13 protein-coding genes are annotated in these 13,213 nt (G+C 44.5%); 5 read left to right on the top strand and 8 right to left on the bottom strand.

Annotation, left to right across the window (positions count from 1 at the left end; all coding sequences use genetic code 11):
* Positions 1–28 precede the first annotated feature (28 nt).
* Positions 29–1,039: a D-alanine--D-alanine ligase gene (locus AC0VXX_RS08530; protein ID WP_475516756.1), complete on the top strand. Its 1,011-nt coding sequence runs from the start codon at positions 29–31 to the stop codon at positions 1,037–1,039.
* Positions 1,040–1,181: 142 nt separating this feature from the next.
* Here AC0VXX_RS08530 and AC0VXX_RS08525 read toward each other — a convergent pair whose 3' ends face one another.
* From AC0VXX_RS08525 to AC0VXX_RS08515, 3 genes are all read right to left on the bottom strand, one after another.
* The gene (locus AC0VXX_RS08525; protein WP_475516755.1) at positions 1,182–1,625 is read right to left on the bottom strand and encodes an Hsp20 family protein; all 444 of its coding nucleotides are present in this window, start codon (positions 1,623–1,625) and stop codon (positions 1,182–1,184) included.
* A 375-nt stretch (positions 1,626–2,000) separates the two neighbouring features.
* A complete protein-coding gene (gene ushA, locus AC0VXX_RS08520) occupies positions 2,001–3,716 on the bottom strand; it encodes a bifunctional UDP-sugar hydrolase/5'-nucleotidase UshA (protein ID WP_475516976.1) in 1,716 nt (571 codons plus the stop codon).
* A gap of 589 nt (positions 3,717–4,305) precedes the next feature.
* Positions 4,306–4,977, bottom strand: coding sequence for an alpha/beta hydrolase (locus AC0VXX_RS08515; RefSeq protein ID WP_475516754.1), 672 nt, complete (start codon positions 4,975–4,977; stop codon positions 4,306–4,308).
* 375 nt (positions 4,978–5,352) lie between these two features.
* Here AC0VXX_RS08515 and AC0VXX_RS08510 point away from each other — a divergent pair, with 375 nt between their 5' ends.
* Complete coding sequence (locus tag AC0VXX_RS08510; RefSeq protein ID WP_475516753.1) at positions 5,353–6,345, top strand: glutathione S-transferase family protein; 993 nt, start codon at positions 5,353–5,355, stop codon at positions 6,343–6,345.
* Between the two features lie 85 nt (positions 6,346–6,430).
* On the opposite strand, the gene AC0VXX_RS08505 is transcribed toward AC0VXX_RS08510, so the two are convergent.
* The 3 genes from AC0VXX_RS08505 to AC0VXX_RS08495 form a co-directional block, all read right to left on the bottom strand.
* A complete protein-coding gene (locus tag AC0VXX_RS08505) occupies positions 6,431–6,655 on the bottom strand; it encodes a DUF3389 family protein (RefSeq protein ID WP_475516752.1) in 225 nt (74 codons plus the stop codon).
* 132 nt (positions 6,656–6,787) lie between these two features.
* On the bottom strand, positions 6,788–7,270 hold the full coding sequence (locus tag AC0VXX_RS08500) for an FKBP-type peptidyl-prolyl cis-trans isomerase (protein ID WP_119976888.1): 483 nt from the start codon (positions 7,268–7,270) through the stop codon (positions 6,788–6,790).
* A gap of 152 nt (positions 7,271–7,422) precedes the next feature.
* The gene (locus AC0VXX_RS08495) at positions 7,423–8,601 is read right to left on the bottom strand and encodes a lytic murein transglycosylase (RefSeq protein ID WP_475516975.1); all 1,179 of its coding nucleotides are present in this window, start codon (positions 8,599–8,601) and stop codon (positions 7,423–7,425) included.
* Between the two features lie 284 nt (positions 8,602–8,885).
* On the opposite strand from AC0VXX_RS08495, the gene AC0VXX_RS08490 reads away from it, so the two are divergent.
* Both AC0VXX_RS08490 and AC0VXX_RS08485 read left to right on the top strand, forming a co-directional pair.
* Positions 8,886–9,245, top strand: a complete 360-nt coding sequence (locus AC0VXX_RS08490) for a DUF2750 domain-containing protein (RefSeq protein WP_119976890.1) — start codon at positions 8,886–8,888, stop codon at positions 9,243–9,245.
* 50 nt (positions 9,246–9,295) lie between these two features.
* Positions 9,296–9,943: a hypothetical protein gene (locus AC0VXX_RS08485; protein WP_475516751.1), complete on the top strand. Its 648-nt coding sequence runs from the start codon at positions 9,296–9,298 to the stop codon at positions 9,941–9,943.
* Here the strand turns inward: AC0VXX_RS08485 and AC0VXX_RS08480 are convergent.
* Positions 9,940–10,884 (bottom strand): chemotaxis protein CheV, encoded by a 945-nt coding sequence (locus AC0VXX_RS08480; RefSeq protein ID WP_475516750.1) that lies wholly within the window; start codon positions 10,882–10,884, stop codon positions 9,940–9,942. The genes AC0VXX_RS08485 and AC0VXX_RS08480 overlap by 4 nt on opposite strands.
* A gap of 769 nt (positions 10,885–11,653) precedes the next feature.
* Between AC0VXX_RS08480 and AC0VXX_RS08475 the strand changes: the two genes are divergently transcribed.
* The gene (locus tag AC0VXX_RS08475; protein ID WP_110457992.1) at positions 11,654–11,827 is read left to right on the top strand and encodes a hypothetical protein; all 174 of its coding nucleotides are present in this window, start codon (positions 11,654–11,656) and stop codon (positions 11,825–11,827) included.
* Between the two features lie 147 nt (positions 11,828–11,974).
* Here AC0VXX_RS08475 and AC0VXX_RS08470 read toward each other — a convergent pair whose 3' ends face one another.
* Complete coding sequence (locus tag AC0VXX_RS08470) at positions 11,975–12,895, bottom strand: 1-aminocyclopropane-1-carboxylate deaminase/D-cysteine desulfhydrase (RefSeq protein WP_475516749.1); 921 nt, start codon at positions 12,893–12,895, stop codon at positions 11,975–11,977.
* Positions 12,896–13,213 lie beyond the last annotated feature (318 nt).

Below are 13,213 nucleotides of genomic sequence, written 5' to 3'. Positions count from 1 at the left end.
TCTACATTCAGTTGTAAACGGAGACCCGATGAGTCCGACCAATCTATTATTGTTATGTGGTGGTGGCGGTGATGAACACGCTATCTCACTGTTGTCAGCTAACTATTTTGAAACTTCGCTGGCAAAATTAGACCAAGTGAATGTGCTACGTGTCGAACTTGACGGCCATGGTCAGTACACCACCAAAGACGGCCACCGCTGTGAGCTCACTAATCGTAAAGAGATCCGTTTCGAAGATGACAGCATAGCGCCTTGGCCTGTGGATTACGTCATTCCTTGTATACATGGCTATCCGGGTGAAACGGGTGATATTCAATCCTATTTTGAGCTAATAAAACTGCCCTATTTTGGCTGTAACTCAGAAGGTTCGAGTAACTGTTTTAACAAGGTCACCGCAAAAATGTGGTTTAGCGCACTGGGGATCCCCAATACCCCCTACCTGTTTTTAAATCAACTCGATGCCGATGCCATTAAACAAACGCAGCAAGCCTTGGCGGACTGGGGCTCAATTTTCATTAAAGCCGCCTCACAAGGCTCATCTGTTGGCTGCTACCGGGTGGATGATGCAGCGCTTATCCAAACTACGCTGACCGATGCCTTTAAATATTCCCCCTATGTGGTCGTTGAAAAAACCATCAAGGCACGGGAATTAGAGGTGGCTGTCTATCAATATAAAGGGCAGACAGTGGCGACCCTGCCTGGTGAAGTGATCTGTGCTGGCGACACTTTTTATACTTTCGATGAAAAATATGCAGCTAACAGTAAGGCGACTACGCAAGTGGTTGCCGATGTTTCGCCGGCTATCGCCCAGCAAATACAGCAGTATGCCATCAAAGTATTTGATGGCATGAAACTGCGTCATTTGTCACGTATCGACTTTTTCTTAACCGAGCAAGGTGAGATCTTACTCAATGAGATCAATACCTTTCCGGGCTTAACTCCAATCTCTATGTTTCCGAAGATGCTAGCCAACCATGGCGACGATTTTAGTGCGTTTTTACACGAAACCATTATGGCGGGGTTATCGGCGGCAAAATAAGCCGTTTAATGAGCTTGTCCTAAGGTGTAGGTTGTAAGGTGTTCTATGTCATTAGCACCAATTGAGAACAAAAAAGGGAGCCTAGGCTCCCTTTTTTGTTGGCGTTAGCTATGCTGGCTAAGCCGCATTGGCTAAAGCGATATTACTCTTTATTGAGCAAGCCTGAGTGGTTGATCTCAATTTTACGCGGTTTGAGCATCTCAGGGATCTCACGCTTGAGATCAATATTGAGTAAGCCGTTTTCTAAATCGGCACCAATCACGGTGACATAATCGGCTAACTGGAACGTACGCTCAAAACCACGCTCAGCAATACCTTGATATAAGTACTTGCGTTGTTCGTTGGTTTGTTCCGCCTTTGTGCCTTTCACAATCAATTTATCACCTTCGCTGGTGATCTCTAATTCTGGCATCGAAAAGCCGGCTACAGCCATAGTAATACGGTAACGGTTTTCGCTGAGTAACTCGATATTATAAGGTGGATAACCTGAGTTACCTTTGTTCGCTGCAGCATGCTCTGCAAGCTGAGCTAAACGGTCATAACCAATGGCACTGCGATAAAGGGGAGATAGATCATAATTACGCATTTTTATATCCTTGTATTAAGCAATATAGTGAAAATTTGGCCGACCGCCCATATAGTGGGCTTGAGTCGCACCGTTTGACTGCCACTTCGATCACGTTAATTCACTGAGGGTGACAGCCCTGTTAATGATCGATTGCACAGCCCCAAAGGCACTGTATTTCAATCGACCCGAAAGCCTCATTGAGCGCTTCCTACAGACTATATAGGGATAGGCCAAATTGTTTTCAAGTCATCAATGCAAAAAATTTTATCGCGTCTAACTTATCTATTAACCGCCAATAAAAAAGCAGCCTTGCGGCTGCTTTTACGCTGTAAAGTGTAACGGTAATAACCCTAACGCCTTTGGCATAAGCAAGGTGTTAGTTAAATCATGTCATTACTCTGCTGCACAACTTGCAACGACTTTACCTGCTTTAGTGAACGTGAGCTCACCATCTACCGGCGCATAATCGGCTATCGATAGGCTTGGGTTTTTAACGAAGTAATCACGGAATACCGCGGCATCGGTCAACTGAGTGTCAATATAATTTGGGTGTTGGTTAACGATAGGATAATCATCACCACCCGCTGCACTAAAATGGATCAGTGCAAAGGTGTAATTTTGCTCTAGGTCAAAGGCGCGGCCACCTAATTGAGCAATATCGACAGTCCCTGCATCACAATTAACCTGCATTGCGACTTTGTTGAATTGTGGGTAACCACCACCGGTTTTAACAGCAACAGCGGCCAGGTAATCTTGCACTTCAGCGCCGGTCATGGTGACGTATGACACAAAGTTACCAAATGGCTGCACGGTCAGTACATCACGATAAGAAATATCACCTTGTGCAATCGATGCGCGAATACCGCCAGAGTTCATTACGCCAAAATCGGCCGTCACATTAAAGTTATTGGTCACAAATTCAGAATATGCGGTTGTCAGTAATTGACCTAGGTTAGTTTGCTGAGCGCGTACTACATTTCGCTCACCTTGAAATACCCCATCGGTGTACGAGATCACCACATCAAGCAACTCTTGACCGCGCTCTTGGTAAGGCTTGAGCATGGCATACACATCTTGGTCTTGCTCAATCTCTTCAGTCACGTAAACCAATTCACCAGCGTCATCTTCAGTCTTTAAGTTAATTGGGATCAACTTATAACTTGCCAGCGTTAGCTCACCGTCTAGGTATTCAAAATCGGCGCGGCCCACATATTTGCCCCACTCATGGGCTTGCATGATATAGGTGCCATTTTGCACATCAGGTTTACACTCATCACCAGGTTTGAAGTCGGCATATTCGCTGCCTTCCATACACACTGGATTTTGCGAATGACCACCAATAATGGCTTGTAATTGGCCAGCCTCCACTGAGCGGGCTAACAACACATCACCTGGGGCCTCAGTACCATGATTACCGTTGGCGTAATGGCCCATGTGGGTTAGTGCAAATACCATATCCACAGTTTCATTTTGTTCAATTTCAGCTAATACTTTTTTAAGCTCGACCTGTGGATCGGTAAAGCTTAGTGGCTCAACATTTTCCGGGTTAACAATTTTAGGTGTATCAACGGTTGTGAAACCGACAATGGCCACTTTAACACCATCAAGCTCAAACACACGGTAGGGTTCAAAATAGCGCTCACCGCTATTTTTATGGTAAATGTTAGCCGCTAACATGGGGAATCTCGCCAGCGTTTGCTGCATATCGAGCACATCTAATGAGTTATCAAACTCATGGTTACCCACAGCCATTGCATCGTATTCCAATAGGTTCATGCCGACAAAATCGGGAATAGCCTGTTGCATATCAGACTCTGGAACACCGGTATTGATATCACCACCAGACAAAACGATGGCTTGGCCACCACGGCTTTCAACTTCGTCTTTAATCTGTTCGATGACCGTCATACGAGCGGCCATACCATATTCGCCTTTGCTGTTTTGCCAAAAACGACCGTGGTTATCGTTGGTGTGGATCACAGTAAATGTTTTACAAGCATCACCTGCAAGTTCACATGCTGTTTTAACTTGATCATCATCGCTATTACAACCAGCAAGTGCAGCGAGCACTGCTGTCGCAACTAATCCTTTAATAAGCTTATTCATTATTACATCAACCCCTAATTTTAGTTTTTAATAACCATTATTCTTGTGCCGGCGAATCGGAGTTATCGCCAGCCAATATAATAACAAACATTACACCTAAATTGTGGCACTTTTATGAACAAGCTTGAGCTAACTCATTATTTTAAAACAATTTTATCAATGCCATTGTTCGTTGACAAAAACAAGGGCATTTAAAACTAAAAAACAAACACAAACATTAGCGCTTCACTTTGAAATAAAATCGCTACATTTAAATCACTTACACAAGCCAAGCTGGCATTACCCAGCATCCTCTTTGCAAAACAACAAAGCAGTAACAACCCTCTAGTGATTGCTACGAAAATGAAACTTTTATGCTTTTTATTGGTTAACTCAAGGTCATTATTGCTGGTTAAAGCGTCAATAGGAGCGATGCCTGTGTGTGGATGCTTAACAGCACGCCACAAAAGTGATTTGCGGCGCGCTTAACTTAGGAGACTAGATAAGCGCGATATAGCGTTAACGGTTGAGTTGGAGGGTACGGCTTAACGCCTAACATAATATTGAGCCGCTAACGTCGCATCATGGCTTATCAACGGCAGCTAATTTGTGCTTAGCTGAAACAGTCAGTTAACCAGCGGCCAATATCTTGTAGCTGATTAGGCAGCACGCTATGCCCCATAGGATAGGTTTGCCACTGGGTTGGATAACCTGCGGCGCGAATGAGCTCAAATGCCGCCAGCCCTAAAGATAACGGTACCACCTCATCTTGCTCACCGTGCTGCTGTAACATAGGCGTCGTTAAATTGGCTTCACTTAGCTGCGTTGGTAATGCATTGCCTGTTGGCAGATAACAAGAAAGCGCCATGATCCCAGCTAATTTTTTAGGGTAACGTAATCCGGTAAATAGGCTCATCACCCCACCTTGACTGAAGCCTGCTAAGACAATGTTCTCTGCTGGGATCCCAGCTGCTACCTGTTGATCGATTAAAGCGGCGATTGCTATTTCTGAATGCAACACGCCAGGCATATCGGCGCGATTATCCATGTCCATCCCTTTGATATCATACCAAGCGGGCATGACATACCCTTGGTTAATGGTCACAGCCATAGTGGGAGCATTAGGGAAAATAAACCGCACAGCTAGCGCATCTGGCATGCCCAACATGGGGACTACTGGGGCAAAACCTGCCCCTGAATCTCCCAATCCATGTAACCAGATCACGCAAGCTTTAGCGGCTGACTTGGGTTCTATGGTGATCTGCTCTAATGGCTGATTCGACATTTTTATATCCTTTAACAAGAAATGGTTGATTGTTTACGGTAATGATGACCGCAGTGATGATGCTAATGTTGCTCAATTCACACACGCGCAGTCGAAAAAATGAGTGTCACGGTTTAGGTTGTTATCTGAAGCGCCACCGAAACGATAGCCCTACTCGTCAATGGCTCTCACCTCGCCATTGAGCACACTTATTAAGCACACTTAAGGGGAATGGCCAACAAAAATTAAGCCAATCCGCTGGTGCGCAATCATAACAGGAAGGCTGAACACTCCCAACTATTCGAAAAATTCGATATTTTAAGGCCGTTTTCTGGCCTTTTTATTTCGTTGGTGGGCTTATACACTCAATAGACCAGCTAATAACGAGGCAAACTAATGGGATTACTACAAGGTGGTAAGTGGGTCGACCAATGGTACGACACAGAAAAAACCGAGGGGCAATTTGTAAGAGAAGATGCCGCCTTTCGTCATTGGATAACAAAGCCAACCCCTGACAACCCTCACCCCACATTTGAACCTCAATCGGGCCGTTACCATCTCTATGTTTCGCTGGCCTGCCCGTGGGCACACCGCACCTTAATTTTTCGGTCATTAAAGTCACTGCAATCACATATCGATGTGACCGTAGTGGAGCCGCATATGTTGGCTAATGGCTGGGAGTTTAGTGGGCCAAACCAGAGTAGTGATGCCATACATATTGACGGGGCTGAGCCAGATAGCCTTAATGGCCATGATTATCTGTATCAACTGTATCAACAAGCAAAAGCGGATCATAGTGGCCGAGTTACCGTCCCTGTTTTGTGGGATAAGCACCACAACACCATTGTCAGTAACGAGTCGTCGGAGATCATCCGCATGTTTAACGATACGTTTGACGATATTACTGGCAATACCACCGACTTTTACCCCAGTAAACTTCGAACTGAAATCGATACGCTAAATGATTGGATATACCAAACCATCAATAATGGCGTCTATAAAGTGGGGTTTGCGACCACTCAACACGCCTATGCGCAGGCATTTGATACCCTGTTTAGTGCGCTCGATACTTTAGAGCAACGCCTGACGACCCAACGATATCTCACTGGTGATACCATCACCGAAGCCGATTGGCGCCTGTTTACCACGCTTATCCGTTTCGATGCTGTGTACGTGGGCCACTTTAAGACCAACCGTAACAGGCTGGCCGATATGCCTGCCATTCACGCTTATATGAAAGCACTGTATCAATACCCCGGGATTGCAGAAACGGTTAATTTTGAACACATTAAGCAGCACTACTATTTCAGCCATGGGCAAATTAATCCCACTCGAATTGTGCCTGTTGGGCCAAGGCTGGATCTACTCAGTCCCCATGGTCGTGATTAAGGTCGTTTCAATGCGCCATGAGAATATGCTTAGTGAGAGCCACCATGGTTAAATATTGATGTAGTAGCTTAAGTTGCCAGCGAGCTTAGCCGTCAATGCCAAGCTCGTTTACCACGTCATCGAACTGTTCGATAGAGTCGAGTTTAATGCTCCAACGTACTGCGCCCGCATCGGCCACTAAGGTGAGCGCGCTGCGGATCAGCTTAATGTCTTCTGCCATGGCATATAACGACACGCCCGTTGCCGAAAGCAATATTTGGATCTCCAGCATCGACACCACAATCTTACCTTGAGCGAAATTAATCACCATTATTAGACCCGTCTTCTAGCGTTGAGTATGAACATAAAAAAACCCAAACGCTTGTCTGGGTTTTTAGCGATATGGCACTTAATTTTCACCTTAGCCTCACTGATTAATCACTGAGGCTAAGGCATTAAAGATTTAGTGGTGATGGCCGCCAACCCCATGGGCGTGACCATGAGCAATCTCTTCGGCACTGGCTTCGCGCGCATCGACAATCGTTAAATCAAATGTTAACTCGCGACCGGCTAAAGGATGATTAACATCCACGGTAGCCATAAACTTACCCACTTTAACCACAGTCACTTGGCGCTGACCTTGGTCAGTGTTGATAATGGCGCGCATGCCGGGTTTCCACACTTTAGCGCCCTGAAGGTGCTTAACTGAAACCCGCTGCTCAGCATCTTCATTACGAATACCGTAAGTCAACTCTGGTGGCAATGTCACGGAGAAACTGTCACCCACTTCGCGACCGGTAATGGCATTTTCGACACCGGGCATCATATTGTCATGACCATGAAGATAAGCGATGGGATCTAACCCTTCGTTGGTCTCAAGCACGTCGCCCGCTTCGTCACGTAACGTGTAGTTAAACTGCACCACCATATCATCTTTAATGCTCATCAAGGATCCTTTGTCTCTGTTCAAAAATAAAATTCGCCAGAGCTTAACAAAACTTGTTTCATTGCTCTAGCGCTATCACTGCCTAGGCACGATTTAATTAGGCTAATGCAATAATGCCCACCGCCATGGACGCATCATGAAGCGCTCGATGATTATTCCAAACCCAGCAGCTTGAAGGTTTCATCACTTGGAAAACCATCGGCGATTAATCCCACGCTGCGCTGATAGGCCTGTAAACCGGCTCGCGAATTACTACCAAGTACGCCATCTGGGGTGCCGACATCAAACCCTTTTTCATTGAGCTTAGTCTGTAACGCTTTGAGTTTGTCACGACTGATATTAGCTTGTTGCGGTGGCGCTACACGTAATGGCGGCGCGCCATTAATACGGTCGGCTAAGTGCCCTACCGCGATGGCATAAAATTCAGAGCGGTTCCAACGCATGATCACATTAAAATTGTCATAGCCTAAAAATGCAGGGCCAGTATAACCTGCCGGTAAATATAAGGCCGCTTGCATATCTGGGGTCGACAGCGGCTGGCCATTAGCTTTAGTTAGCCCAAGTGTTGCCCACTGGGTAAGTGGTAAGGTGGCTTTGCCGCCCAAATAACGATAATCATAGGCGTTAGGGACCAAGACTTCACGGCCCCAACGCTCATTACGTGCCCAGCCTAATTGTTTTAAAAAGTTGGCCGCAGAGCTAAGCGCATCGGCAGTACTGTTCCATAAGTCGGCTTTACCATCACCATCACCATCGACCGCATATTGTGCATAAGCCGACGGCATAAACTGAGTGTGTCCCATGGCACCTGCCCACGAGCCAACCATGTCACTGGTATCAAACTGATAGGCTTCCTTGAGCTTCAATGCCTGAAGTAATTCGCCACTAAAATAACGGCTGCGACGTTGATCGCAGGCTAACGTGGTCAGCGAATCAATCACTGGCATCTTACCTTTATAAGAGCCAAAATTAGTTTCTAGCCCCCAAAAAGCCATCAAATACTGAGGAGGAATGCCGTAGGTCTGTTGTAATTGACTCAGTAATGGACCGTGTTGCTTTAATAAACGGCGCCCTTCTTGTACACGCCAATCGGTCACGCGCTTAGTAAAATAATTTTCAAATGTTTGACTAAACTCAGGCTGCTTTTTATCCAGCTCAATAACGCGTGTCACATACTTAACCTGACCCAAGGTTTCATCAATGGTTTTGGTCGAAATGCCAGCGGCTATGGCTTGCTGCTTAAGATTATCGACGCAAATATTGAAATCTTGTTCCGCATTAATGGGGTCAACAGCCAAGGCTGAAAAAGCACTGAGACTCGAGGCAAACATGAATGAGGCAAGGGTGAACATTTTAGTCAAAATAGGGACTCCACAATACTAGGGCTGAATATACACGCTACCCAATAACTGACAGCCTAAAAAAGATGATAGCGTACTGACATCATAGCGATAGAAACTATTAATACTAAGTATTTTATGATTAATTATTGTTGGAATTGCCGCTTTTAAGAGTGAGCGTTTAAATAGTGCACTTTTTCATAAAACAATCACTTGGTCGAGCACTCACTTGGCGTATAATAGGGCCGTTTTTAATCGACTTCTAAGAGAGCAACATGACTGATAGCAATCCCGTATTAGCAAGTTTTATCGACAACGTAAAAGAACACCAAGCCGTTTGGGGTCTTCAAGACGAAACTGGCGAAGGCTGGGTGGTATGTGACTCTTCAGAATATGAAGAAACGGATGTAATGCCGCTGTGGTCAAGTGAAGCGCAGGCAAAAGTGCATTGCACCGACGAATGGCAAGATTATCAACCCGCAGCCATTAGCCTAGAAGAGTTTTTAGAATACTGGGTTAAAGACCTGCATGATGATGGTGTATTAGTGGGCGTTGACTGGATAGCTGAGCAAGAGTGCTTAGAGTTAGATCCTATCGGCCTAGCTAAAAACTTAGTCGATATCGAGCAAGAATAATTCCTTGGCAAGTCTTATTGTAGTGATGTCAGCAGCCGAGGAAACTTCCCTTGTCTGCTGACATCCCGTTAATCGATATCCCATTTGAGCAACGTCATACCTGTTGGTTTTGTGCCGAGCCTTGCGATTGCGTGCTGCATTATGAAGCACAGCCTTACACTCCCCACCCCTCATTAGCCGTTCCCAGCTGTAAAGAGTGCCTCTGCATTGCCAAACGCTCACCATTAACCTCTATTTGGGATTGCCATATGGCAGTTAAAGATGAGTTGATGCGTATTTATGCCAAACATTTAGCCATAGGTGAAAACTGGACAGAGCAAGAACTCGCCGAGTCAGAGTTTTCGTGTAAGGTGTTTGAGGGGTTTAAAAAGAGTGCTTGGTTTATGTATCAAGTGGCTAAAACCCGTGTAAGTGCTACGCCTTGGCAATTGAGCATCAATGGAGTGCTGATTGACAATCAAGATTATCAACTGGCATTTGAATTTGATGGGGTTCAGTATCGCAGTATTGCCAATGCTGTAGAGCATTACAGCCAGATGCTAGGATTAGACCGCCACTTTTTACATGATATTGTCACGCTCGTAGGGCGAGATCGTTTTGCCTACGCGGTAAGAGTCTGCCGCCTTAATATCGTTAGTACTAAAGCCGTCAAACGGCAAATCTTGGCTGACATCGCCAGCCAAGAAACTCAAGTTTAAGCCTCGACTAACTGCCTGAGACGGTCTTGCACCACACCGACCAATAAATCCGGCTGGAACTTTGAGATAAATTTATTACAGCCCACCTTTTCGACCATAGCATGATTAAAACTACCACTGAGTGACGTATTGAGGGTGATGAATAATTCCTGCATGCGTTTGTCATTACGTATCTCATGGGTGAGCCGGTAACCGTCCATTTCAGGCATTTCTGCATCGGTTATCAACATCAAAATCTCATCGTAAACGTTAATACCTTCATCACACCAGGTTTGCAACAACTTCAGCGCTTGCAAACCGTCGGATACCTCTATCACCTCGATACCCAAGGGCATTAAGGTCTCTTTAATTTGCCGCCTAGCCGTTGAGGAGTCATCGGCAATTAAAATCTTACGCCCCACCATATTCTCAACCAATGACTCATCTAACACGCCATCCGATAGGGTGATATCGTAATGGATGATCTCAGCCAGCACCTTTTCTACATCGATAATTGACACTAATTGTGTTCCACCATCGACCTCAATTTTAGTAATGGCGGTTAAATAACTGTTACTACCAGCGGTTTTCGGAGGCGGCATAATGTCGCCCCAGGTCATATTAATGATGTGCTCAACCTTACCCACCATAAAACCTTGTACGCTGCGGTTATATTCAGTGATGATTAAATTAGCCTCAAGGTTCTCTGCCATCGGCTGAAACCCAATGGCGCGACGTAAATCGATCACTGGAATCGATACGCCGCGGATATTGGCCACGCCTTTAATGCTGTCATGGCTACCAGGAAGATGACTTAACGCCGGCAGTTTAACCACCTCTTTAACTTTGAAGACATTAATGGCGAACAACTGGGTGGCATTAATACGGAACAATAAGAGCTCTAAACGATTTTCACCCACCAGTTTTGTTCTTTGATCAACTGAATCTAACACGTTAGCCATACATCTTCCCGTTACTGCTTTTAAATGTGTGTATCTTATTTGGTGTTGATTATAACTCGTATAGCCGGATTTAGAATCACCTTAAGCCATTGAAGATCACATGTTATCTATATTTTTAATGACCTTTTCGCCACTTTGCCTCATCAAAGGTATCAAGCTAACCTCTGCAATCGTCATGATGTTGCCAATAGTGTTGCCATAAGGTTATTCAACGAACTCCAGCATCAAACCTTGGCGAGCATATTAGCTAATATTAAAAGCACTCATTGAGCAAACAAGCCTTAATAAAACAATACCTAAAGACAGCGCCCTGTTAAAACGACACACATTTATCACTCACTTAGCCACTCACGTATGTTGCGTAAAATGCACATAATGATAGCGATAAGGCTAACGAATGAAATAAAACGATAATAATGACTGCAATATGTTGACAAAGGTTAGCTTGTCGATATACTCGGTCAATTGAACTTCCTGCCCCATTTGCTTGTGTAGCTCGACCCTTCAGTCATCGCATCCAACAAAAATCAGCAGCATCTCTTTTGTCATAGATTTGTCATCAAAAGATGGTTAACTCTATAGGCTAACATTTCAATGTTGTGATCTGTCTAACAAGGATTATCAGATAACCCACAACGTCGACTTGATTAGCGCTAAAGAAATGGATAGTCTCAGTAACTTAGAATTCATCTTTCGCTAAAGCTAAGGATATTTTTATTATTAAATTTCAACTGCTAACCAAGCAGTCATTATTAAAGGAGTATGGCCTATGTCGTACAATATGAACGGTCAAGAGATCACGGTTAATTTTCCAGTGGCCTCAATATCATCAAACAAAACGTCTATCGCATTTACTGACAGTGTTGGTAAAAATAGACAAACCTTTTCAAAACGTACCGAAGCGTTACAGTTTATGAAATGGTTACTTTCAAGCAATAAATAACCTTCACGCTATTCGATACACCTCCTCTCACCGTATCGAAGGTTGCTAACGCAACAAGTAGGATTGACACCATTCGTCAACGACTGAGCACACTTCATTTGGCTTAGGTTGTATCACTTTCACAGATACTGACCTAGCCAAATGATGCTAAATACCATATTTTCGCCTATATCTCGGCAACATAGACTCATTTCCCAGCAATCCTCCTTGATGCAGATAGAGCACCTTTTGCATTGGATTATTTTCAAGATAGTGTAGTAATACTAGCCAGCCCAGTGGATCGTAGAGTAATTCAAATTCCATCCCTGCTTGCTTAAGCTTTTGCCATACTTGAAAAAATTCGGGATAGAGCTTACCAAAATGGTAACGCTTATTCGGGCTTAAAATTTGAGGAAACATTGACTCATCGCTAGCCAACATTCGCCATTGCAGCTTAAGGTAATCATCACCGCCAACAACTGAGCACGTCATCACTTGAATGCTGTCATCAAGTTCGGTAAAACTGTTTTGTAAAAATAAGGCTGTCGTACCTGTACCTGAAGGTAAAAAAACCACGAGCTGACTTAACTGCTCGGCCTGTTTCCACGCTATGATTTCGCACGCCAATTGTCGCACTCCCGGTTTGGCATACTGACAGCGACCACCTTCTGGAATAAATAACAGATCGTCACGGCCCGGCAATACGCATTGCTCAATATAGCTCGCACAATCGAGATCTGCCCTATCGTTACGCGAACTTAAATCAATAATATTGGCGCCATTTTTCAGCGCAGCACGGTAATTACCCAGCGGATGATTAAGCAGATAACTGGCAATATGATCGACATAAAACTGTAATTGCCAGCCCTTAAGTTTAGCCAGCGCGGACATCGAATAAAGTGAGTTAGCCTGGGGTGAACCATAACCAACCACAGTGCTAATGCCGGGGAAATCCTGCTCGAGAAAATAGGCAAACTTGCGCGCCTTATTGCCAGAAAATGCCGGATGGAGCAAGTCATCACGTTTGACAAAAACATCATGCCCATCAACATGTAGCATATGCACCGGTGTATCAGTCAGTTGTATCATAAGCAGATCATAGATAAAGAACTCCATTTTACACGGGCTGTTACGCCTTGGCTAACTTCAATCTCAAGTACCTTAGCGCCTCAATGGCGCTCTATCTAGATAGCATGATTTGCCCCCCTATTCGTTAGTCTGATGCGCTAAACAGTAGTGAAAAAAACCATCTGTGATTGTAATAAAAATTAAAAGGCATAATAAACAGCAGTTTAAATATTGGCACGATTATCGCTTTATTGCATTTCTAGATGATTAACACTTACTGTCATAAAGTGAGATGCGTTAGCCTGTAACTGGCGATCATCCCCATAATAAGTTGCTATT

The organism is Shewanella sp. QJM3NY_23 (assembly GCF_056173105.1).
Note: the sequence above shows the minus strand (reverse complement) of the source record. Positions and strands in the feature narration are given on the sequence as shown.

Coding starts and splice junctions, on each gene's coding strand:
- AC0VXX_RS08530 (WP_475516756.1), top strand. CDS start 29: ATGAGTCCGACCAATCTATTATTGTTATGTGGTGGTGGCGGTGATGAA.
- AC0VXX_RS08470 (WP_475516749.1), bottom strand. CDS start 12,895: ATGATACAACTGACTGATACACCGGTGCATATGCTACATGTTGATGGG.
- AC0VXX_RS08510 (WP_475516753.1), top strand. CDS start 5,353: ATGGGATTACTACAAGGTGGTAAGTGGGTCGACCAATGGTACGACACA.
- AC0VXX_RS08525 (WP_475516755.1), bottom strand. CDS start 1,625: ATGCGTAATTATGATCTATCTCCCCTTTATCGCAGTGCCATTGGTTAT.
- AC0VXX_RS08500 (WP_119976888.1), bottom strand. CDS start 7,270: ATGAGCATTAAAGATGATATGGTGGTGCAGTTTAACTACACGTTACGT.
- AC0VXX_RS08505 (WP_475516752.1), bottom strand. CDS start 6,655: ATGGTGATTAATTTCGCTCAAGGTAAGATTGTGGTGTCGATGCTGGAG.
- AC0VXX_RS08475 (WP_110457992.1), top strand. CDS start 11,654: ATGTCGTACAATATGAACGGTCAAGAGATCACGGTTAATTTTCCAGTG.
- AC0VXX_RS08515 (WP_475516754.1), bottom strand. CDS start 4,977: ATGTCGAATCAGCCATTAGAGCAGATCACCATAGAACCCAAGTCAGCC.
- AC0VXX_RS08495 (WP_475516975.1), bottom strand. CDS start 8,601: ATGTTTGCCTCGAGTCTCAGTGCTTTTTCAGCCTTGGCTGTTGACCCC.
- AC0VXX_RS08490 (WP_119976890.1), top strand. CDS start 8,886: ATGACTGATAGCAATCCCGTATTAGCAAGTTTTATCGACAACGTAAAA.
- AC0VXX_RS08480 (WP_475516750.1), bottom strand. CDS start 10,884: ATGGCTAACGTGTTAGATTCAGTTGATCAAAGAACAAAACTGGTGGGT.